At 57.2% G+C, this 22,626-nt stretch carries 15 protein-coding genes; 12 read left to right on the forward strand and 3 right to left on the reverse strand.

Annotation, left to right across the window (positions count from 1 at the left end; all coding sequences use genetic code 11):
* Positions 1-117 precede the first annotated feature (117 nt).
* Positions 118-1,008 carry a helix-turn-helix domain-containing protein gene (locus RQI55_RS13180; protein ID WP_042616479.1) on the reverse strand — a complete coding sequence of 297 codons (891 nt, stop codon included), beginning with the start codon at positions 1,006-1,008 and terminating at the stop codon, positions 118-120.
* Positions 1,009-1,098: 90 nt separating this feature from the next.
* Here RQI55_RS13180 and RQI55_RS13185 point away from each other — a divergent pair, with 90 nt between their 5' ends.
* The 5 genes from RQI55_RS13185 to RQI55_RS13205 all read left to right on the forward strand — a co-directional run bounded on the left by RQI55_RS13185 (position 1,099) and on the right by RQI55_RS13205 (position 7,286).
* A complete protein-coding gene (locus RQI55_RS13185) occupies positions 1,099-2,373 on the forward strand; it encodes a sugar ABC transporter substrate-binding protein (RefSeq protein ID WP_311272783.1) in 1,275 nt (424 codons plus the stop codon).
* A 78-nt stretch (positions 2,374-2,451) separates the two neighbouring features.
* Positions 2,452-3,312 carry a sugar ABC transporter permease gene (locus tag RQI55_RS13190; protein ID WP_311272784.1) on the forward strand — a complete coding sequence of 287 codons (861 nt, stop codon included), beginning with the start codon at positions 2,452-2,454 and terminating at the stop codon, positions 3,310-3,312.
* Complete coding sequence (locus RQI55_RS13195) at positions 3,309-4,145, forward strand: carbohydrate ABC transporter permease (protein WP_311272785.1); 837 nt, start codon at positions 3,309-3,311, stop codon at positions 4,143-4,145. Before RQI55_RS13190 ends, RQI55_RS13195 begins: the two co-directional genes overlap by 4 nt.
* 15 nt (positions 4,146-4,160) lie before the next feature.
* On the forward strand, positions 4,161-5,246 hold the full coding sequence (locus RQI55_RS13200) for a sn-glycerol-3-phosphate ABC transporter ATP-binding protein UgpC (RefSeq protein WP_311272786.1): 1,086 nt from the start codon (positions 4,161-4,163) through the stop codon (positions 5,244-5,246).
* A 36-nt stretch (positions 5,247-5,282) separates the two neighbouring features.
* A complete protein-coding gene (locus RQI55_RS13205; protein WP_311272787.1) occupies positions 5,283-7,286 on the forward strand; it encodes an aldo/keto reductase in 2,004 nt (667 codons plus the stop codon).
* 51 nt (positions 7,287-7,337) lie between these two features.
* On the opposite strand, the gene RQI55_RS13210 is transcribed toward RQI55_RS13205, so the two are convergent.
* Positions 7,338-8,525, reverse strand: a complete 1,188-nt coding sequence (locus tag RQI55_RS13210) for an AGE family epimerase/isomerase (RefSeq protein WP_311272788.1) — start codon at positions 8,523-8,525, stop codon at positions 7,338-7,340.
* 197 nt (positions 8,526-8,722) lie between these two features.
* Here RQI55_RS13210 and bcsN point away from each other — a divergent pair, with 197 nt between their 5' ends.
* The 5 genes from bcsN to RQI55_RS13235 all read left to right on the forward strand — a co-directional run bounded on the left by bcsN (position 8,723) and on the right by RQI55_RS13235 (position 17,734).
* Positions 8,723-9,748 carry a cellulose biosynthesis protein BcsN gene (bcsN, locus tag RQI55_RS13215; protein ID WP_409233727.1) on the forward strand — a complete coding sequence of 342 codons (1,026 nt, stop codon included), beginning with the start codon at positions 8,723-8,725 and terminating at the stop codon, positions 9,746-9,748.
* Between the two features lie 111 nt (positions 9,749-9,859).
* A complete protein-coding gene (gene bcsA / locus RQI55_RS13220) occupies positions 9,860-12,055 on the forward strand; it encodes a UDP-forming cellulose synthase catalytic subunit (RefSeq protein ID WP_042616472.1) in 2,196 nt (731 codons plus the stop codon).
* Positions 12,052-14,445: a cellulose biosynthesis cyclic di-GMP-binding regulatory protein BcsB gene (locus tag RQI55_RS13225; RefSeq protein WP_311272789.1), complete on the forward strand. Its 2,394-nt coding sequence runs from the start codon at positions 12,052-12,054 to the stop codon at positions 14,443-14,445. Before bcsA ends, RQI55_RS13225 begins: the two co-directional genes overlap by 4 nt.
* Entirely contained in the window at positions 14,442-15,491 is a 1,050-nt protein-coding gene (locus RQI55_RS13230; protein ID WP_311272790.1) for a glycosyl hydrolase family 8, read from the forward strand. The genes RQI55_RS13225 and RQI55_RS13230 overlap by 4 nt, the downstream gene beginning before the upstream one ends.
* Positions 15,482-17,734 (forward strand): cellulose synthase, encoded by a 2,253-nt coding sequence (locus RQI55_RS13235; RefSeq protein WP_311272791.1) that lies wholly within the window; start codon positions 15,482-15,484, stop codon positions 17,732-17,734. Before RQI55_RS13230 ends, RQI55_RS13235 begins: the two co-directional genes overlap by 10 nt.
* Positions 17,735-17,823: 89 nt before the next feature.
* On the opposite strand, the gene RQI55_RS13240 is transcribed toward RQI55_RS13235, so the two are convergent.
* Positions 17,824-19,164, reverse strand: coding sequence for a dicarboxylate/amino acid:cation symporter (locus tag RQI55_RS13240; protein WP_311272792.1), 1,341 nt, complete (start codon positions 19,162-19,164; stop codon positions 17,824-17,826).
* A 254-nt stretch (positions 19,165-19,418) separates the two neighbouring features.
* Here RQI55_RS13240 and RQI55_RS13245 point away from each other — a divergent pair, with 254 nt between their 5' ends.
* Both RQI55_RS13245 and RQI55_RS13250 read left to right on the forward strand, forming a co-directional pair.
* Positions 19,419-21,239 carry a sensor histidine kinase gene (locus RQI55_RS13245; RefSeq protein ID WP_311272793.1) on the forward strand — a complete coding sequence of 607 codons (1,821 nt, stop codon included), beginning with the start codon at positions 19,419-19,421 and terminating at the stop codon, positions 21,237-21,239.
* 1 nt (position 21,240) lies between these two features.
* Positions 21,241-22,599 carry a sigma-54 dependent transcriptional regulator gene (locus RQI55_RS13250; RefSeq protein WP_311272794.1) on the forward strand — a complete coding sequence of 453 codons (1,359 nt, stop codon included), beginning with the start codon at positions 21,241-21,243 and terminating at the stop codon, positions 22,597-22,599.
* The last annotated feature ends 27 nt before the right edge of the window (positions 22,600-22,626 follow it).

Here is a 22,626-nt window from a genome sequence, read left to right on the forward strand (position 1 = left end):
AAGGAGAGGCTATGCTGCAACGCAGCACGGAAAATAGCCATCTTTCCGGCTGGAGCAACAGTTAAATTTTCGTAAGAATTGCGTGCGAGTTTTTGCAGCGGGAAAGCGGATTGGCGATCACAACGTGTTGTTGAAACGCATATCGCGACGAAAATCCGATGGCGACATGCCCGCCACTTGTCGAAATGCTTTGTTGAAGGCGCTGACGGATCCGAAACCGCTCTCCATCGCCACCTGCAGGATATTGTCGTTATCCTTGATGAGCATCGCCTGTGCGCGGGACAGACGCAGCAGCGTGAGATACTTGATCAAGGTCATGCCTGTGGATTTTCTAAACAGGTTCATGGCGTATTTGGGGTGAAGGCTGGCAGAGCGAGCAATGTCTGTCGCGTCGATATCCTCCAGAAAATTTGCGGCGATGAAGTCGCACATGCGCACGACGCTTGCCGAGCTAGTGCTTTCGGCATCGCCGGATTTCACGTCGCGAGACTGAGGCGATATGACTGTGTAGGGCTCCAGAAACATACGCTCCACCCGCAGCAGCAACTCTTCCACCGCATTTTCAGCCTTCAGCGGATCACCGGATTTCGCATAGCGAAACCACCGTGAAAAGTTTTCCTCGTCTGACGGATCGGTGACAGAGGTTACCATCGTGGCGCCGCCAATGAGCTTCGCCGAGACGGCCACCGGCAGACGCATCCGAAAGAAATGAACCAGTGGCAGATGAGCGCCTGCGTAAAAGGAATCGTCTGATGACCAGTCCATCCTGTGCGCCTGACCACCCCAGAAAAGGCACATCTGCCCGGCGTCCAGCTGCAAGGCATGGTCCCCCATTCGGTAATGGACACTGCCCGAAGTGATGTAGTTCACTTCAATCTGGGCATGCCAGTGCGGCATCAGCATAATGGATGGATGAGCCCGGAAAAACTCCAACCGGTTGGGTGCGCCCTCAATGCTGCTGGCGCCCGGCTGATAAAGCGCTCTCCCTTCGACCTTACTTTCCGCCAAATCGATGTTCCCAATTTACGAGACAGAATTTCAAGTCCGGCTAATCTGCCCGTGTCGTTGGAGGACGGCAATTGAAAAGGGAGGTTTTCAATGAATTTCAAATTTATCGGCGCGTCTGTCTCGCTGGCACTCATGGCTGCAGCACCCGCTGCCGCACAATCCACCACTGTTACCGTGTGGAGCTGGAACGTTGCCGCGTCTGCTTTGAAGTCCACACTTGAGGGCTTCAACAAGAAGTACCCCGATATCAAGGTGGATGTTCAGGATCTGGGCAACAATCAGGTGTATGACAAGGCACTGGCGGCCTGCGCGGCTGGTGGGCAGGGCTTGCCGGATATCGTGACCGTCGAAAACTATGAAGCCGAGGTCTTCTGGAACCGTTTCCCGGACTGCTTCACGGACGCAACCAAGCTTGGTTACACGCCTGAGAAGCAGGCACTGTTCCCCGAGTTCAAGCGCACAGAGCTTGAAGTCGATGGCGTTGCCTATGCCGTTCCATGGGACAGCGGCCCTGTCACCATGTTCTACCGTCGCGATTTTTATGAAAAGGCGGGCGTTGATCCCGCAACGATCAAGACCTGGGATGACTTTATTGCCGCCGGAAAGAAGATCATGGCTGCCAATCCCGGCACGGTCATGACGCAGGCCGATTTCAACGGTGATAGCGAATGGTTCCGCATGATCTCCAATGAGCAGGGATGCGGTTACTTTTCGACCGATGGCCAAAGCATAACCATCAACCAGCCAGCCTGTGTTGCGACGCTTGAGAAGCTCAAGCAGATGAAAGATGCAGGCATCATTACGGCCGCTATCTGGGACGAGAAAATCCAGTCCAACACCGCTGGTAAAGTCGCCACGCAAATGTATGGCGGCTGGTATGAAGGCACCATTCGGTCCGGTTCGCCAGATCTTGCTGGCAAGTGGGGCGTCTACACGATGCCGAGCATCACCGCAGATGGCCCGCATGCAGCCAATCTTGGTGGCTCTTCGCTGGCCATAAGTTCCGCCTCCCAAAACAAGGAAGCGGCATGGAAGTTCGTTGATTATGCGCTTCTGACCAATGAGGGTCAGGTCACCATGCTGAAATCCTTCGGTCTGGTGCCATCGCTGCTGACAGCAGACAAGGACGCCTTCGCCAAGGAAGCGCAGCCCTATTGGGGTGGGCAGGCCATTTGGGCCGACATTTTGGGAACACTTCCGAAAATCGTACCCAGCCGCGGCACAGCCTTTCAGTCTGATGCCGAAGGCATCTACCGCGTAACGCAGACCAAGTATCTGGCAGGCGGCTTCCCTGATGCCAAGACCGCGCTCGATGATGCCGCCAAGCAGATCGAATCGGCAACAGGCGTGCCGATCGCAGAATAGTCTCCCAAGCCGACCGTTGCCGGGCGCCCATCTCACGGGCGTCCGGCTCCCATAACCCTCTGGCTTTGTGAGGTCGAAATGCCTTTGCGCAATAGGGTCGCCTATGCCTTTCTGGCACCGTATCTTCTGATTTTCACGACATTCTGGCTGTGGCCGATCATCAGTTCGTTCCTGATGTCCTTCCAGAATACGCGCATCAATCCCTGGCGTTTCGCGCCTTCCATGAACTGGGGACGATTGATCGGTGACCCCGCATTTTACAACGCGCTTCAAAACACGCTGATCATTCTCATCGTGCAGGTCCCAATCATGATTGCGCTCGCCACCATCATGGCGGTGTTGTTGAATTCGCCGCTTCTGAAAGCGCGCCCGCTCTATCGCTTCGCGTTCTTTGCACCCGTTGTGGTTGGCGAGGTGGCCTATGCCGCTGTTTTCAGGCTTATGTTTTCAGCCGATTTCGGCATCATCAACAAGCTCATCACGTCGGTGGGCCTCGCCCCTATCGCGTGGTTTGATAATTCCACCGCAGCCATGGCACTCATCATCATCGCCGTCACATGGCGCTGGGCGGGGTACAACGCCATCATCATTCTGGCCGGACTTCAGTCCATTCCGGGCGACGTCTATGAGGCGGCGACGCTGGATCATGTCAGCAAGCGCCAGCAATTCCTGCATATCACGCTGCCGTTGCTGAAGCCCATCATCCTGTTCTGCGTTGTTTTGTCCGTCATCGGAACCATGCAGCTGTTTACCGAACCTTTCCTCATTACCAACCGAGGCGGTCCGGGTGGGGCAACCGAAACGCTTGGCATTTTCCTGTATCGCCAAGGCTTCACGTCGCTCAACTTCGGCTACGCATCGGCAATCGCCTATACGATTGCAGCGCTTGCCGTCGTTATCTCCATGTTCAACCTGTGGATCGGGAGGGAAGCGAAATGAGATCGAAGTCCAAGTCCCTGCTGTGGCAGAAAATCGCGCTGCATGCCGCCTTGACGCCGCTTGCCATCATCTGGCTGTTTCCCATCTGGGTCATGTTCATTTTTTCCACCATGCCCGATCAGGGCATTTTCAGCCCCGAGATCGTGCTGTTGCCCTCAACCCATTTTATGGAGAATTTCCGCAATCTTCAAGCGGATACGGATTTTCTGCGCGCTCTGTTCATCTCCATCGGCGTGGCAGTGATCTATACGGTCCTGTCTGTTATGCTGACATCCATGGCGGGCTGGGCTCTGGCGCGATACCGCTTTGCAGGTCGCAGTGTCGTGGTGGCGATCATCCTGGGAACGATTACGCTGCCCTATGCGGTTGTGGTCATCCCGCAGTTCATCATGGTGGCGCGGGAATTCAAGCTTGCCAACACATGGGTCGCGCTCATCGTGCCGCCCCTGTTCAATTCGCTTGGCGTACTCTTCATGCGGCAATCCTTTTCCATGATGCCGAACGAGCTTTTCGATGCAGCGCGCGTCGAAGGTGTCAAGGAATGGCAGATATTCCTGCGCATTGCCTTGCCGCTGGCGCGTCCCACCATGGCGGCATTGTCCATCATTCTCTTCCTTGCCTCCTGGAACAACTACCTTTGGCCGCTGCTGGTCAATTCCCAGCCAGGCATGATGACGGCACCGGTCGCCCTTGGCACCTTGATCGGGCTTACCAAAGTCTCCTGGGGCGGCATCATGGCGGGCGCCATGCTGCTCACCGCGCCCATCCTCGTCATCTTCGTGCTGTTGCAGCGCCATTTCATCGCCGGCATCTCTGCCGGCGCCGTCAAGTAATCCGGGAGAAACCCAATGGCGGAACTTTCGCTCAAAAATGTCGTCAAACGCTATGGCGCTCTGGAGGTCATCCATGGGGCTGATCTGGACATCAAGGATGGCGAGTTTGTCGTCTTCGTCGGGCCATCTGGCTGCGGCAAATCTACATTGCTTCGCATGATAGCCGGGTTGGAAGATATCTCTGGCGGAGAGATCAGCATCGGAGGCAAGGTCGTCAATGATGCCGAGCCGACAGACCGTGGCATTGCCATGGTGTTCCAGTCCTATGCGCTTTATCCGCACATGACGGTGGAGCAAAACCTGTCCTTCGGCCTTCGCATGAACGGCAACCCGAAGGCCGATACGGAACAGCGGGTGCGCCGCGCTGCCCATATTTTACAGATCAACGAACTGATGCACCGCCGGCCAAAGCAGCTTTCCGGCGGTCAGCGCCAGCGCGTGGCCATCGGCCGTGCCATCGTGCGTCAACCCCGTGTCTTCCTGTTTGATGAGCCGCTTTCCAACCTTGATGCGGAGTTGCGCGTGCAGATGCGGGTGGAGATTTCCAGACTGCACAAACAACTCGGCACGACCATGATCTACGTGACCCACGATCAGACGGAAGCGATGACGCTTGCCGACAAGATCGTGGTGCTGCGCGCAGGTCACATCGAGCAGGTCGGCGCACCTCTGGATCTCTATGACGACCCGGCCAACCGCTTCGTTGCCGGTTTCGTCGGTTCACCCAAAATGAATTTCTTGCCAGCTAAGGTCATCGCAAATGGCTCAGGCAGTGTGACCCTGCGTCTTGTGGATGATCCTTCGGTGCAACTGACGGTGCCGCTCACCTCATGGGTCGCTGATGGCAGCGAGGTCGTTTTGGGTGTGAGACCGGAGCGTTTCGGCGAGGCTGGACGCGGCGATGCAGATATCACTGTCGAGATCGATGTTGCGGAGCATCTGGGCAATACCAGCTACATCTATGCCCGCATGGCAGGCGGCACTCCCATCATCATCGAGCGCCCGGATACGCGCCACATTGCTGCGGCGCAGAACCTGACAGTTTCTGTGATCTCTGAGCGGACCTTCCTTTTTGACAGCACGGGCCAGCGCCTGCGCTGAAAACGCAATCTCGAATTAATAGTATGAGGACATGCAATGACTGACGTTCAACCCATCCGTTGGGGCATCATCGGCCCCGGAACAATCGCGCGTACCTTTGCCGATGGTATCGCGCACTCCAAAACGGGCAAGCTCGTGGCAATCGCCAGCCGCAATCCCGGCAAGCCGGGCCTTGCCGATGGTTTCCCCGGTGCGCGCATCATCGACGGTTACGAGGCTCTGCTGGCTGATCCTGACATCGATGCCGTCTATATCGCAACGCCCCACACTGGCCACGCCGAATGGGCGATCAAAGCTGTGCGTGCGGGCAAGCATGTGCTGGTGGAGAAGCCGATTGCGCTGACCGCCTATGATGCCGATGCAGTTTTCCACGAGGCAAGGAAGGCCGGTGTCTTCGCTGGCGAAGCCTATATGTATCGCCTTCACCCGCAGACAGCGAAACTCGTCGAACTCGTCAAACGCGGAACAATTGGTGAGGTCCGCCTGATCAGGACCAGCTTTGGCTTCAACATGGGCGGCTTCAAGCCGGAGCACCGCCTGTTTGCCAATGATGCGGCTGGCGGTGGCATTCTCGATGTCGGCGGCTACCCCGTTTCCATGGCGCGGCTCATTGCTGGTGTCGTTTCGGATAAGCCCTTTCTTGAGCCTGAGAAAGTGTCCGGTGTGGCTCATCTCGGCCAGTCCGGCGTGGATGAATGGGCGTCTGCCGTTTTGAAATTTCCAAATGGCATCGTCGCCGAAGTCTCGTGCTCCATCATGGCTCAGCAGGACAATGTGCTGCGCATCATCGGCTCAGAAGGGCGTATCGAGGTTGAGAATTTCTGGTTTGCCTCAGGCCACAAAGGCGGTGTCGGCAAAATCGAGATCATCAAGGGCGCGGAGCGGCAAATCGTCGAGGTGCGGGAAGACGGCTGGCTCTATTCCTTTGAAGTTGATGCAGCAGGTGAGGCAATCCGCGCCGGTCACACGGAATTTACCTATCCCGGCATGAGCTGGGCAGACAGCCTCGGCAACCTGCGTGCCATGGACCAGTGGCGTCAATCGGTCGGTCTGGAATATGGCGTCGAAACGGCTGCAAAGCGCGTGCGCAACATCAGCGGTGCTGCGGTTGTTGCCGGAAACTCGGTTCCGAAAAGGACTATTCCGGGTGTCGCCAAGCCCGCATCCGTTGTTGCGCTGGGCTTCGAATTCTTCCCGAATTTCGCCTCCGCGTCGCTGACGCTCGACACATTCTACGAGGCAGGCGGCAATCTCTTCGATACGGCCTATGTCTATGGTGGCGGCAAGACCGAGGCCATTTTCGCAGACTGGCACACCAGCCGCAACGTACCGCGTGAAGAGATCGTCGTCATCGGCAAAGGTGCGCACTCGCCGCTTTGCTACCCTGACATGATTGCAAAACAGCTCGATCAATCGCTGGAGCGGCTGAAGACGGATTATGTCGACATCTATTTCATGCACCGCGACAACACCAACGTGCCGGTTGGCGAGTTTGTGGATGCGATGGATGCGGAGGTGAAACGCGGGCGCATCGGCAGCATTTTCGGCGGCTCCAATTGGACACGCGAGCGCATGGATGAGGCGGCAGACTACGCCCGCAAAAACGGCAAGGCAGCACCGGCGGCGCTTTCCAACAACTTCTCGCTTGCGGAAATGCTGGATCCCATTTGGGCGGGATGTGTCGCCGCTTCCGATGATGCCTGGAAGGACTGGCAGCGGGAGCGTCAAATCCCGAACTTCGCGTGGTCAAGCCAAGGTCGAGGCTTCTTTACGGAGAGAGCCGGAAGGGACAAGCGTGACGATGAGGAAATCGTGCGCGTCTGGTATTCGGAACGTAATTTCCAGCGACGCGATAGAGCCATTGAACTGGCGCGTGAACTGGGACGCGATCCTATCCATATCGCTCTTGCCTATGTCATCGCTCAGCCCTTCCCGGTCATTCCGCTTATAGGACCACGCACGATTGCCGAGCTGGAAGACAGTCTTTCCGCACTCGATATCAAGCTGACGCCGGAGCAGGTCCGGTACCTGGAGGCGTAATTACCTCGTTCGCCACCCACGGGCATCACCAAGGGTGGCGAACGAATGCTTTTATCTTGCAAGCAATTTCAGCATGTCCTCTGCTTCATAGATAGCGCAGACAATGTGGTAAAACGTGCTGGCAGGTGCTGGCTCATCCAGCATGGGGGCTCCTTCGGGCCATTTGTCGAACCAGAGGCCAGACACCGGAGTATCGAGAAACGGCTGCAAGGCTCCAATGGCTTTCAGAGCAGAGGCCAGGTAACGGTGCCGTTCTTCGCCATGGCTGACTGAGGCAAGTCGCAAAGCGGACTTTAGCCATTCGGTTTGTGGCCACAAACGAGCGAGTGGATCATGGACCGTGAAATCATCATAGAGGCTCATGATCGCAACCTTCCGGCGCGCACAAATTCCGTATGTCTCGCCAATCTCGAACATACGTTTTGCCTTGGCTATGGCTTCATCGTCGTTCCGCAGGCTTCCCCAGCGTGCCAAAAGCCAGGCCCACTCGAACTGATGGCCGGGCTCCATGATGCGGCCCTTTTCGCCCGGCATCGGGTTCCAGTCATGATCGAAAAACTCTCGCAGACCGCCGGACTTGGCGTCGATGAATTTCTCCATGGCAAGTTTTGCAATCTCATCTGCCAGCTTGTGCCACGGTCCATCAGGGTCCACCTGTTCCCATGCCAGCATCGCTTCGAAAAAGTGCATGTGTGGGTTGGAGCAGAGCGGCTCCACCGGCGGGTTTGCTTCTTCAAAGCCCGCGACTGGATGGGCGTAGTCAGTTTGCAAGACATCGAGCAAGGCCAAGGCGCGGGCGCGCATTGCATCTCGTCGGTCTGGAAACGCCATCGCGGTCTGCGCGGCGGCAAAGAGCGCGAAGGCTTGATTGTAGAAATCAAATGTGGGATCGATCAGCGTGCCGGAAGCATCCGCGAGATTTCCATACAGCCCGTTCTCAAGACGATAAACCTTGTCAAACCAGCTTAGGCCTTGGTCAACGGCGATTTGCCAGCTCCCGGTCCAGCCGTTTTGGCCCGCGGCGGCGTAGCAATAGGCCTGACGCGGCTGCACCCGGGCGCGCCTGTTATCACCCAGCATCGGCGTGCCATCCTGACCGATGCGTTCATGGAAACCGCCGTCGGGTTTGGCCGCGCCGACCTCCCACCAGAGCCGCAAGGCATCTTCATCGAGCCAACGTCGTAACCTTTTGACTTCATTTGAAAGCTGGTTGGTTGCGGTCATTGTTTGATCTGCCATTTCACTTCTTTTCAGTTGGATTCTTAGGCGGGTTTATAAATGCAGTCCAACTCCAACTTATATTTTGCGGGTTGAGTTCCACATTTCTGGGTGCGCGCTGGCGGCGAGAGGCGACCCGTATGGGTAAGATTTAATATTGCTAAATTTCAATGCTCACGTATTCCATGAACATGGTTTGGTCATGGTTGATTCGGTTTATGCGCACCTTCGCCTGCATATGGGGTGCGGCGGGAGCGGCGGTGGGGAAACTCGCCGCCTTTGTCATATTTTCTGGCGTCGCGCTGATGCTTTCGGGATGCAATAACCCCGGCGGCATCCGTTCATCAGGTGCGCCAAAGATGCTGCCACCCGAAGAGGCCCTCATCTTTCCGCCACCCGGTGGTCCTGAAGTCATCAATGTCATCAGCCGTACCTATTCGAATGCGGTTCAGCAGGAGGTTATTCTGCGGTCCGATGCGCGCACGCCGGGCCAGAATTACCTGAAGATCGAACTTTTTGGCCCGCAGCGTGCGGAAGATACGGGCCGGGATGGCCTGTCCAGCGGGGGCTTGCGTGCGTCTTCGATCTCCCGGGAAATCCGCACGGCCTTTCCGGGCGCACAGATCGCGCCTTCGGCTGAATATCTTCAGAACGCCTATGGCGCTTTCTCATACGCCTCCGGTCGAGGTGCCGGAGATGATGCCTGTCTCTATGCGTGGCAGCACATACGCTCGCCTGAAGATATGCGGCAGGGCTTCAAGAACCTCGGACGCATCAATGTTACGCTGCGGTTGTGCCAGTCTGGCGTGACGACACGCGATCTCTTATCGGTCATGTATAATTACACGATCACCGGAAGCTATGATGCTGAAGGTTGGAACCCCTATGGAACAGCGCAGAAGCCGCCCGAGGGACTGGGTCGTTCTGGAAATCCGATCTACCCCGTAACTGCCAGTGAATTTCCGATGCAGCCCGGCATGCAGACGCCGGCACCCCGACAGGTTCAGGCCGCACAGCCGATGGTCCGTCGTGTTTCATTGCCAGCCCAGCCAGCGCCAACGCCAATTCCTGTTGCAGAGGCTGCACCATCGCGCGTCGTGATACCGTCACCCACAGGCGGCGGTGCGGCTGCCACGTGGCCTTCAGACGCCTCATCGACAGTCAATGCCGAAGAGACAAAACGTGTCGTCATTCCATCGCCTGATTGCGTGTCGTCAGGGGAGGGGTCGCAAAGATGCAACTAACATATTTAGCGTTGACTTATTTATAATGCGCTATTGTAAAGCGTCGCCGTCAAACTGCGGGCCAGGTCGAGGCATTTTGCCTCGTACCGGTTTGAAAACAGGGGTTTGCAGATGAGCAAGGTTATTTCCGTCATCATCTGGATGTTCGTGTCCGTTTGCGTACTCGTCATCATCACGCTGCCGGTCAGTTTGCAGGCTCACCTGATTGCAACAGCGATTTCGCTTGTGCTTCTGGCCACAATCAAATCCCTGAACGGCAAAGGCGCATGGCGGCTGATCGGCCTAGGTTTCGGAACCGCCATCGTGCTGCGTTACGTCTATTGGCGAACCACCAGCACGTTGCCGCCCATCAATCAGCCGGAAAACTTCATTCCTGGGTTTCTGCTGTATCTTGCGGAAATGTACAGCGTGCTCATGCTGGCGCTCAGCCTTGTCATCGTTTCGATGCCTCTGCCATCGCGAAAAACCCGTCCCGGATCACCCGGCTATGTGCCGACGGTCGATATCTTCGTGCCGACCTATAATGAAGATGCCGTGCTTCTGGCCAACACATTGGCTGCTGCAAAGAATATCGATTATCCACAAGACAGATTTGTTGTCTGGTTGCTGGACGATGGCGGAAGCGTTCAGAAGCGCAACGCCTCCAATGTTCCTGAAGCGCAAGCCGCAACGCGGCGTCATGAAGAGCTGAAAAAGCTCTGCTCCGATCTGGGTGTCAATTATCTCACCCGTGAGCGCAACGTGCATGCCAAGGCCGGAAATTTGAACAACGGGCTTGATCACTCAACCGGAGAGTTAATCGTCGTTTTCGATGCGGATCACGCTCCTGCGCGAGATTTTCTGCAGGAAACGGTCGGCTATTTCGAAGAAGACGAGCGCCTGTTTCTTGTCCAGACGCCACACTTCTTCCTAAACCCGGATCCGATCGAACGGAACTTGCGCACCTTTGAAACGATGCCGAGCGAGAACGAAATGTTCTACGGCATCATTCAGCGCGGTCTGGATAAATGGAATGGCGCATTCTTCTGCGGTTCAGCCGCCGTGCTGCGCCGTCAGGCACTGAAGGAAACGGACGGCTTCAGCGGCGTCAGCATTACAGAAGATTGCGAAACGGCGCTGGCGCTTCATTCGCGTGGCTGGAACAGCCTCTATGTCGACAAGCCGCTGATTGCCGGTCTTCAGCCTGCAACATTTGCCAGCTTTATCGGCCAACGCAGCCGTTGGGCGCAGGGTATGATGCAGATCCTGATTTTCCGCCAGCCACTGTTTCGCCGTGGGCTCTCGTTTACGCAGCGGCTTTGCTACATGTCGTCAACGCTGTTCTGGCTGTTTCCGTTTCCCCGCACCATCTTCCTGTTCGCACCGCTGTTCTACCTGTTTTTCGACCTGCAGATTTTCGTCGCATCCGGCGGCGAATTTCTCGCCTACACGGCTGCATACATGCTGGTAAACCTCATGATGCAGAATTTCCTCTTTGGCAATTTCCGCTGGCCATGGATTTCAGAGCTTTATGAGTACGTGCAGACGGTTCATCTGTTGCCTGCTGTCGTCTCGGTTATCTTCAACCCTTCCAAGCCTACCTTCAAGGTTACGGCCAAGGACGAGTCGATCAGCGAAGCCAGATTGTCGGAAATCAGCAGGCCGTTTTTCGTGATCTTCGGTGTGCTGGTCATCGCCATGATATTCGCGATTTATCGCGTCTATGCAGAGCCCTACAAGGCGGACGTAACCTTGGTTGTGGGCGGGTGGAACCTGCTCAACATCATATTCGCAGGCTGTGCCTTGGGCGTTGTTTCCGAGCGCGGTGAAAAGTCCGCGTCTCGCCGCGTTACTGTCAAGCGCCGGTGTGAATTGCAGATTGGCGATAACGATGCGTGGATGCCCGCCACCATCGAAAACGTGTCTGTGAACGGCATGCTGATCCATATTTTCGAAGAAGGCTTGTCAGTCGTCGAAAAGGGTTCAAAAGCGGTCATCCGCGTCAAGCCGCATAGTGAAGGCGTGCCGGAGACGATGCCGATTAACATCGTCAGATCGGTTCGCCAGAACGGCTATACATCGGTCGGCAGCACATTTTCACCCCAGCAGGCGGTGGACCATCGCCTGATCGCGGATCTCATTTTTGCCAATTCCGACCAGTGGAGCGAGTTGCAAAGCAGCCGCAGAAAGAACCCCGGCCTCATCAAGGGAACGGCGACCTTCCTCGCCATCGCGGTGTTCCAGACGAATCGTGGCCTTTTCTATCTGTTCCGCTCATTCGTGCCGGAGAAAAAGCCAAAGCCTACGGTGGAAAGGGTGAAGACATGATGAAACCCATCCTTCTCGCCGCATTGCTTGCGTCCATCTCAGGCGTGGCCTTGGCGCAGTCCACGCCCTTCGACATGTCTCCTGAAAAGCCGCAGGCTCCAACGCCTTCGCCGGTGACACCGCCACGGCCAGCGCCTGTGGCGCCTGTCGCGCCGGTGGTGCCTGCGGTGCCAAGACCTGCTGAGGTCACGGCACCAGTGCTGACACCTGCGAAACCTGCCGCTTTGCCCGCGACAGCTGGCACGGACGACCGCCGCCGCTATATCCTGCCATTTCCCGAGCTTGGCCTTTCGGGGGAGATGGATCAGCGCCAGTGGACGCTTTATCTAACGCCGGAGCAAGCAAAAGCGGCTGTCTCGCTCAATATTGGCTATCAGAATGCCATCGTGGTCGCGCCTGAAAGCTCCAACCTCCAGGTTTCCGTCAACAACGTTGCACTCGACCGAAAAAGCGTGTCTTCGCCCGATGGTGAAGGGATTGTTTCGATGCCATTCCCGGCTGGCGCGCTTCAGGCTGGTGCGAACACCATTTCGCTTGGCGTCCAGCAGCGGCATCGCACCGATTGTACGGTGCAATCCACCTATGATCTCTGGACCGATGTCAGCCCGGCTGGAACATACATTGCTTTCAATGGGGATGTGGCCAACCGGTTTGATACGGTTGATGACATTCAAGCGATAGGCGCGGACGCTTCTGGCACGACGACGATCAATATCGTGGCGCCGGGGCTTTCAAACCCTGCCTCTGCTCAACCATTGCTCAAACTGGCTCAGGCCCTTGCCTTGCGCACGCAGATGCCGAACCAGAAATTCACGTTTGATACCAAGGTGCCGCCTGACAGGAAGCCTGGAACGCTGACTGTTTTGGTCGGGACATCGCGCGAGATCGCAATTGCAACGCAGGCCGTTCCGCCAGAAGCGCTTGTCGGCCCTTTCTCCGGTTTTGAGAACGATATCGTCAAAGGCACTTCGGCTTTGGTGGTCAGTGGCCCGACACCGCAGGCGCTGGCGCAGGCAATCGACACGCTGTCGGCAGCTGTAGAGCGCCCGGTGGGTTCGGGGCGCTCTACCCTTTCCACAAGGTCCTGGCACACGCCGGATGCCCCGCTGGTCATGTCGGACCGACGCATTGCCCTGTCCACCCTCGGCGTCAGAAGCAGCGAGTTTTCCGGCAGGCGCTTCAGAACGGACTTTACCATCGGCACGCCTGCCGATTTCTACGCTTCCGCGTATGGCGAGGCAACGCTGCTTCTGGATGCAGCCTATTCAAACGAAATTCTTCCCGGCAGCCACATCGATGTCTACGTAAACGGCAACATCGCCTCAACGGTGCCGATTTCAAATCGAGGTGGCGGCATTTTCCGGCATCTGCCTATCAATGTCACCTTGCGCCACTTCGTGCCCGGCGTGAACACTGTGGCCATCGAGGCCATCCTTGTCACGGACGCGGACGCAGCCTGCCTTCCCGGTGCGCCAGCAGCCCAGACCCCGCGCTTTGCCCTGTTCGATACGACAGAGTTTCACATGCCCAATTTCGCGCTGATTGGCAGGGCGCCTGATCTTGCGGCGACGAATGGCGTGGGCCAGCCTTACCGGGCCAACGCCCAGCCCGTGGCCGTTTGGCTGGAGCGGGTGGACACCGACACCATGTCTGCCGCTGCGACACTTCTCAGCCGACTTGCCATCGCGGGCGGCCATCCCGTCAATGTCGAAATTGTGGCAACCCCTGCCGCAGTTGGTGAAAGAAACGCGCTGTTTTTCGGAACGTTAGGCCAGATGCCGCAAGCGCTGGTCAGCCAGCTTGATCTGGCATCCGCCAGTCAGGTGGCGTGGAAGGAAAATGAAGGAGCGACACTTCCAGCCCAGACCGATCAGCTTTTTGACGACTGGCGGGAGCGGGTGGATGGTGGACTGTGGCAAGGGCAGGTATCCTCATTCGAGGAGTGGATGAAGCGGAATTTCGATATCAGTTCCGATACATTGCGTTTTCTCCCCGGTGCAGAGCAGATATATACACCGCCTGCCAACGTAACTTTCATGCTGGCACAGGGTTTGAGCCCGGGCGGTCAAGGCGTGTGGACAATGGCCACAGCACCGACCGCATCAGATCTGCGCACCGGCATGGCGGCGATGACGGAACAGAAACGCTGGACCACGCTCGCCGGACGCGTCGCCACCTATGATGCAGCGGCTGACAAGGTGGAAACCATCGCTGCCGAACAGCCAAGCTTCATCGTCACACGGTCCTTCAGCTTCTGGAACTGGCGCCTGATTGCGGCTAATTGGCTGTCTTCGAACACCCTGTCTTATTCTCTTGTGTTTATCGGATTTCTAACGCTGCTCGGCTTTGTCACATACCTGATGCTGCGCGGTATGGGGCGTCACAAATGAAACATCGCGTCGCGCCTTGGCTCCAAACTCTTGTACTGTTCGTCATGATGCTCATTCCCGCTCACGCATCCGCCGCCTCGGTTAGCCCAGCCGATTGGAGCGCATACAAGACGGCCTTTCTTGATCCAGCGGGTCGCATCGTCGATACCGGCAACAAAGGCATTAGCCACAGCGAAGGGCAAGGCTACGGCATGTGGCTCGCGGTTCTCGCGGATAGTCCAGCCGATTTTGAGCTGATATGGTCCTTTACCAGAACTGAGCTTCTGGTCCGGGATGACGGCCTTGCCGCATGGAAATGGGACCCGGCGACGGATCCGCATATATCCGACATCAATAACGCCACAGATGGCGATATTCTGATTGCCTATGCTCTGGCGCTCGCCGCCAAGCAGTGGAACAAGCCGGAATACAGCCAAGCGGCACGCGCGATTGCTCAAACCGTTCTTGCCAAGACGGTTGTTCAGCGGGCCGGGCGCACGATCCTGCTGCCGGGCACGGTCGGATTTTCTGAAGTTGACCGCCCGGATGGCCCGGTCGTCAATCCGTCCTATCTCATTTTCGAAGCCTTTCCCGTCTTGAACGAGGTCGCACCATCGCCTCTTTGGGCTGCGTTGAGCAAGGATGGTCTTGCCGAAATCAAAGCCTATGTCTTTGGCCCCAGAAAGCTTCCCGCCGATTGGGTATCCCTGAAAACCAGACCTCGCCCCGCTGACGGATTTCCGCAGGAATTCGGCTATAATGCCGTGAGAATACCGCTCTATCTGGTTCGGTCCGGATTGGGGGATGCCGCGCTCAATCAAAGACTGATCGCTTCGACAACGGTGGAGGGCGGAAGCATGGCCACATTCGACCTGCGCACCGGCAACCCCAAGGACGTGCTGTCAGATGCGGGTTACAAGATCATTCCGGCCCTGTTGGCCTGCGTGGCGACTAATGCCCCCATTCCAGAAGAGCTGAGGTCGTTCAAGCCGACACTCTACTATCCATCGACGTTGCATCTCCTCGCATTGTCTTTTGCAACGCAGACGCGTCAGGAATGCCTATGATCGGAAAACCGGTTTACATAGCGGCGGCTGTTTTGGCCATCGGTGCGGGCAGCGCCTATCATTGGCGCGATCAGCTTATGGGAAGCACCGCAACGGTTCAGACCACCGGGTCGATTGGCAGTGATGCTTTTACCAATCGGCAGCTTGGCGAAAAATCGCTGTTGCCCGATGCAATCCGCGTCGCGCAGAATGACACACAGCCTTCTCCGCCAGTCACCGTGCCCTCGCCCGTTGGGGCTGCGGGCCAGATGCTTTCGCAAGCTACCCGCCCGCCAGCACCGCCCGTTGCTTCGCCTGCTTCCTCGGTCAAAGTGGATGAAAGTGCCCTTCACTATTTTGCAGCGCAGGGGGATAAGGCACGTCTGGAAGCCGAAATCGCGCGTCTGAAAGTGCTTTATCCGGACTGGACGCCACCGGCAGATCCGCTGGCTGTGCCCGAGCAGGGCGATGCGCAACTGGAGACGATGTGGCAGCTCTACGCCAATGGTCGATATGCGGAGGCTCGAAAGGCAATTGCAGACCGTCAGGTCGCGGACCCCACGTGGCAACCGCCTTCGAACCTGAGCGACATGCTGAAGCTTGCCGAAGCACGGCAGCGTCTCGTCAATTCTTCGGACCTCAAACAGTATAATGCCGTGGTGGAGACGGCAGCCACCAATCCGCAATTGCTGACCTGTAGCGAAGTCGATGTCTTATGGCGGCTGGCGGAAGCCTTCGTGCGCACCGACAAACCCGAGCGCGCACGAGATGCCTATAACTATGTGCTGAGCAATTGCGATGGGGCAGCCGAGCGACTTGCCACGGTGCAAAAGGCATCTACTCTGTTGCCTATTGCCATGATGGATGACCTCCTGTCCAAGGAGAGGCCCGGCGCTGATGGACAGCTCGAGTTCGATCCGATCAAGGACGATCTTGCGCGCCAGTTCGTTGCCAATGCCGGTGAAAACAAGGACATCACAGTACCCACTGCGTATCTGCTGAGGATGGAGCGCGTCGCCGAAAGCAGCAAGCTTCCAAGCGATGCTTTGCTCTTGGGCTGGTACAATATCCGGCGTGATAAAGCTGCGGACGCTGAAAAGTGGTTTCGTGGTGCCAGAGCTGCGGAAGATTCCGCTGCCGCGTCGCAGGGCCTTGCGCTTTCGCTCATCGCACGCGGTGATCCGCTGGAAGCGGAAGACGTGATGTATGAATGGCGCACTTCATTCGAAGATGCGCGAAAGACCTATCTCGCCGCAGCTGCAAATCTCCTGGCGCTGGATCCGCCGATCGCGCTTGAGGCGGATGTCCTCAAGCGCATCGCCGAGGAAGCTGTTTCGCAAAAAGATCCGGCCACCGCCCAGGAATTTGGCTGGTATTCGAGGGCCTTCAAACAGCCGCAACTGGCCATGCAATGGTTCAGCACGGCCTTGGGATGGAAGGCAGATGACGAGGCGTCTGCCTATGGTCTGGCCTTGACCTATCAGGATTTGAACAATGCGGCGAAGGTGCGTCGGCTTCAGAGCCAATGGGGTGCGCAATCGCAGCGCATTCTCGAAATCGGACGTACCGCGGCTGATGGCCGCGAAGCCCCCATCAACCAAGAGGTGGCAGGTAGCCGTTCCCCTGTCAGCGCCGCCAGCGCCCAGCCAGCGGAGGTCGTTTACCGCACCGCACCGCCAGCTGTCACAGCACGTCAGGGCCGTGTCGTCCCACGGACGCAGACCACGTCCAAATCAGGTCGTTGCTCAACATTCGTGAACCCGGATGGTCTTGCGCCACAACAGGCTTTGCAGCAGGGCTGGTGCCTGATGGATGCCAACAGACCCGCAGAAGCGTTGAAAGCATTCGGTTCGGCACTCAGAGGCGGGCAGGAAACCGTTCGAAGCGACGCCGCCTATGGCCAAAGCCTTGCCTATTTGCGCATGGGGCTGACGGACAATGCCGCCGTTTCCGCGACCAGATCCGGCATGGACAAGACGAAGGCAACGGAACTCCAAGTTGCTATTCTCACCGACCGTGCCTTGGCTGCATATCAGGGCAAGCAATACGAAAAGGCGCTGATCCTGCTTGATCAACGTGCCCGTTTTGCCACGGAACGCAGCGATCTGATGGTGATCAGAGGATATGCCTACCTTAATCTCCAGCGTTACGCGGAAGCCATTCAGGTTTTCGAGGGCCCTGCATCGACCGGCCACCGCGATGCTGTACGAGGGCTTGCAGCAGCGCGGGATGCCCGGCCGAGCCGAGGCCCAAGTGGCGGGTAATCCGTCTTTCAATTTTCAGAACGCTTCAGCAAAAAGAAAGGCCCGCACCGATGATACCGGGCGGGCCTTTTGTGTGCGGTCTACATGCTTTATTCGGCAGGTTGTGCAATAGCGGCAGGCTCAACTTCGCCTGTTGTGGGAATGTGTTCGCCGCTCAGCACCCGGGCAAGCTGCGCCTCGTCAAGCTCACCTTCCCAGCGGGCAACAACGATCGTTGCCACAGCATTACCGACGAAGTTCGTCAGCGCGCGGCACTCAGACATGAAGCGGTCGATGCCGAGGATCAGCGCCATGCCGGCAACCGGAACCGATGGAACAACCGAGAGGGTCGCTGCCAGCGTGATGAAGCCAGCACCTGTGATGCCCGCCGCACCCTTGGAGCTCAACATGGCTACGAGCAGCAGCAAAATCTGTTGACCCCAAGTCAGTTCAATACCGGTCGCCTGCGCGATGAAGAGAGCAGCCAGCGTCATATAGATGTTGGTGCCATCGAGGTTGAAGGAATAGCCGGTGGGGATGACAAGACCAACGACGGACCGCTTGCAGCCTGCATTTTCCATCTTGCTCATCAGGCCCGGCAGTGCGGCTTCAGAAGATGACGTGCCGAGAACGAGCAGAAGCTCTTCCTTGATGTAGCGGATAAGCGCGAAGATCGAGAAACCGTTGTAGCGGCAAACCGCACCAAGCACGACGATGACGAAGAAGAGCGACGTGAAGTAGAATGTACCGATCAGCATCGCCAGATTGGTAACGGACGAAATGCCGTATTTGCCGATGGTGAACGCCATGGCACCGAATGCACCGATTGGTGCGGCCTTCATCAGGATCGCGACGAGCTTGAAGATCGGGTACATCAGGGCATGCATGAAATCGACGACAGGCTTGCCGCGATCTCCAACGATGCCCAGCGAAATACCGAACAGCACGGAGAAGAACAGGACCTGAAGAATGTCACCTTCCGCGAACGCGCCGACAATGGTTGTCGGAATGATGTTCATGAGGAAGCCGGTGATGGATTGCTCATGCGCCTTGGCGGCATAAGTCGCGACGGCCTTGCCATCCAGCGTGGATGGATCGATGTTCATGCCAGCGCCCGGCTGAACGACATTGGCGACGATGAGGCCAACGATCAGCGCCAATGTCGAAAATGTCAGGAAGTAGATCATTGCCTTGCCGGCAACGCGACCCACCTTCTTCATGTCGTTCATTCCGGCAATGCCGGTGGCAACGGTCAGGAAGATCACAGGGGCGATAATCATCTTCACAAGGCGAATAAAGGCATCGCCCAGTGGCTTCAATTGCTCACCGAGGGTCGGGTTGAAGTGGCCGAGCGCAATGCCCGCAATAATCGCGACGATAACCTGAAAATAGAGGTGGCGATAAAAAGGGAGTTTGACGTGGCTGGATGCCACGGCGGTGCTATCAATCATGTTCTTTCCTCCTCGGTCACAACCCTGCCTGATGGCCTCCCGGGTTTGACGAACTGGCTCGCGGTCAAAGACCGTTTCTAGGTTAGGACAGCAAAGACTGTGCCAAACGCCGCCTTGAGAATTAAGTTGTTGATTTCGAACAATGAAAAATATGATGCTGCGATCGCCGCCATCGTTTGTGCGTTTATCCGCTCATGAACTCTTGCATTTTGTGCGGAAATCCACACAATGAAGCCATCTGACTTGAGGTTTCGATGGCTGGTAATCTAGATACAGTTCGATTTCGTTGGGTCGCCTTCGGCGCCATGTGGCTTGTCATAGCCTTTGGTGTGTTTGTTGCTGCCGATAAGTTGGGGCGGGTTCAGGCCACAAAGACTTTGCTGGCCACGGCCAGTACCGATGGCGAGCTGAAATCGGCACTGCTGAATGTGGCATTGGAGCGCCCGCGAGTTCTTCCTCTCGTGCTCTCGAAGGATCGAGACCTGATCGACGCACTCCAGAACCGTGGTCCTCTTTTGGAGCAACTCAATCGAAAGCTCGAAGGCTTGATCGAAGGAACGCAGGCCTCCGTCATCTATGTGGCAGATATGGATGGCGTCACGATTGCTTCGAGCAACTGGCAAACGCCTGAAAGTTTCGTCGGCTCCAACTATGCGTTTCGGGACTATTTCAAGAGAGCGATGGAGACGGGCCTGGCCGAGCATTACGCGCTGGGAAATGTCAGTCGTAGGCCAGGTCTTTACATTTCACGGCGCGTGGATGGGCCGGATGGAAGCCCTCTCGGGGTCGTTATTGCCAAGGTTGAGTTTAATCGCCTTGAGGCAGACTGGAATATCGGTGGCCGCCCGGTCTACATCGTCGATTCAAACGGCGTTGTCCTGATGACCAGCATTCCCGAATGGCGGTTCAAGACGGTGGCACCTGTTGATGATGCAAGACGCAAGGCAATTTCAGAAAGTCTCCAGTTCGGGGATGAGCAACTCTCCCCCATGCCGGTGAAGACAATCTCCAGACCCGGGCCAGAGGTGGCGATGGTGAGTGTCACCTCTCCTGCGGCCTTGTCCGGTGAATATTTGCGGCTGGAACTGCCGGTACCATCAACGGCATGGTCGTTGCATTATCTCCAGCCGGTGCAGGCCACGATGAACGGTGCCATTCGTGAAAACCGGATTATCGCTGCAGCAGGGCTCATGCCCGTCTTTGCGTTGTCGGCCATATGGTTTCGGCGCAGACAAAAGGCCTCAGAAGCCCGTGCCGCAGCAGAGCGGGACCGCGCCGAACTGGAACGCCGCGTGCAGGAGCGAACGATTGATCTGACGATGGCGCGGGATCGCCTTCAGGCCGAAATCGTGCGCCATGAACAGACGGCTGAAGAGTTGCAGAGCGTTCAGCACGAACTGGTCAAGGCCAACCGCCTTTCCATTCTGGGCCAGGTGGCAGCAGGTGTGGCCCATGAAATCAACCAGCCCGTCGCGACCATCCGTGCCTTTGCCGATAATGCAAGGGTGTTCCTCCAGCGGGATCGCAAGGAGGAAGCGGACGAAAACCTCGAAAGTATCGCATCGCTGACGGAGCGGATCGGTGTGATTACCAGTGATCTCAAGATACTGGCGCGAAAAGGCCGCACGGCGGCAGAGCCGGTCAGTATCCGCCTTGTCATTGAAGGTGCCGTCGTGCTGCTGCGCAGTCGTTTCGCCGGGCGCATGGATGCTCTGGACATTCGGTTACCGGATGAAACTGTGATGGTGTCGGGCAGCCGTATCAGGCTGGAGCAGATCGTCATCAACCTTCTGCAAAATGCACTGGAAGCTGTCGAGGATAAGCCGGATGGCAGCGTGACCGTGCGCACTGAGGATGCGGAGGGTGAGATCGTGTTGAAAATTGCCGATAATGGGCCGGGCATCGCTCCTGACATTCTTGGGCAATTGTTCTCGCCATTCAACACCTCAAAGGAGGGTGGCCTTGGGCTTGGCCTCGTCATTTCGCGGGATATTGCGTCCGATTATGGCGGTCGCATTGCTGTCGTCACCAGCGAGACCGGAACCTGTTTCTCTGTACACCTGAAGCGAGCATGATATGACGATCCATGGCACGGTCTACCTTGTCGACGATGACTCGCAATTACGCAAAGCCATGCGCCAGACGCTGGAACTGCACGGCATGATGGTCTCACCGTTTCCAAAAGCCGAGTTGGCTCTGGAAGCGATATCGCAAGATTTTGACGGCGTCGTCATCACAGATATCCGCATGCCCGGCATGGACGGCCTTCAGTTTTTTGATCGGCTGCGCGAAATCGATGCGGACCTGCCTGTCATTCTCATTACAGGCCATGGAGATGTGCCCATGGCGGTGGCGGCGCTGCAAAACGGCGCTTACGATTTCATTGCAAAGCCGTTTCCGGCCGAGCGGATGGTGGAAAGTGCGCGCCGCGCTCTCGAAAAGCGCCGCCTTGTCATGGAAAACCGCGCGCTGAAGCAAGCCGCGCAGCAGGCAGAGGACGACCTGCCGCTGATTGGTCAGACGCCAGCCATGGAACGCTTGCGTAATACACTTAGGCATATCGCGGATACGGACGTGGATGTGCTGGTTGCGGGTGAAACGGGCAGTGGCAAGGAAGTTGTCGCCACAGCCCTTCACAATTGGAGCACACGCCGCGCCAAGGGCAACTTCGTTGCGCTCAACTGTGGTGCCTTGCCGGAAACGGTCATCGAAAGCGAGCTTTTCGGCCATGAAGCCGGCGCCTTTACTGGCGCGCAAAAGAAACGCGTTGGCCGTATCGAACATTCCAGCGGTGGAACGCTGTTCCTCGATGAAATCGAAAGCATGCCGCCTGCAGTCCAAGTCAGAATGCTGCGCGTGCTTGAGGGGCGGCAGGTCTCGCCGGTTGGCTCCAATGAGGTGCGGTCTGTCGATATTCGCGTGGTTGCCGCTGCCAAGGTGGATCTGGGAAACCCGGAGCAGCGCGGCGATTTTCGTGATGACCTGTATTATCGGCTGAACGTGGTAACGCTTTCCATTCCGCCACTGCGAGAACGCAAAGCCGATATCCCGTTGCTGTTTTCCCACTTCGTCACAAAGGCTTCCAAGCGGTTCGGCATGGCCATGCCCACCATCACATCATCTGTTTCGCGTCACCTCAACGACCATGACTGGCCGGGCAATGTGCGCGAACTCGGCCACTTTGCAGAACGTGTGGTGCTTGGGCTGGAAGATACGGCGGCTCAGACGACGCCTGCTGCGCCTCGGCACACATCAGGCACGCTTTCGGAGCGCATTGACCGGGAAGAGGCCCAGATCATTCGGGAGACGCTTGAAACATTCGAAGGCGATGTGGCGGGCACGATCGGCGCGCTGGGCATCGCGCGCAAGACCTTTTACGACAAGCTGCAGCGGCACAGCATCAACCGCGCCGACTATGTCCGTAAGGGATCATAGCCTGCGCGGCTGCTTTTGTTTAAGTCG

It is taken from the genome of Rhizobium sp. WCS2018Hpa-16, assembly GCF_031843705.1.
GTDB classification, from domain to species: Bacteria; Pseudomonadota; Alphaproteobacteria; order Rhizobiales; family Rhizobiaceae; genus Agrobacterium; species Agrobacterium tumefaciens_C.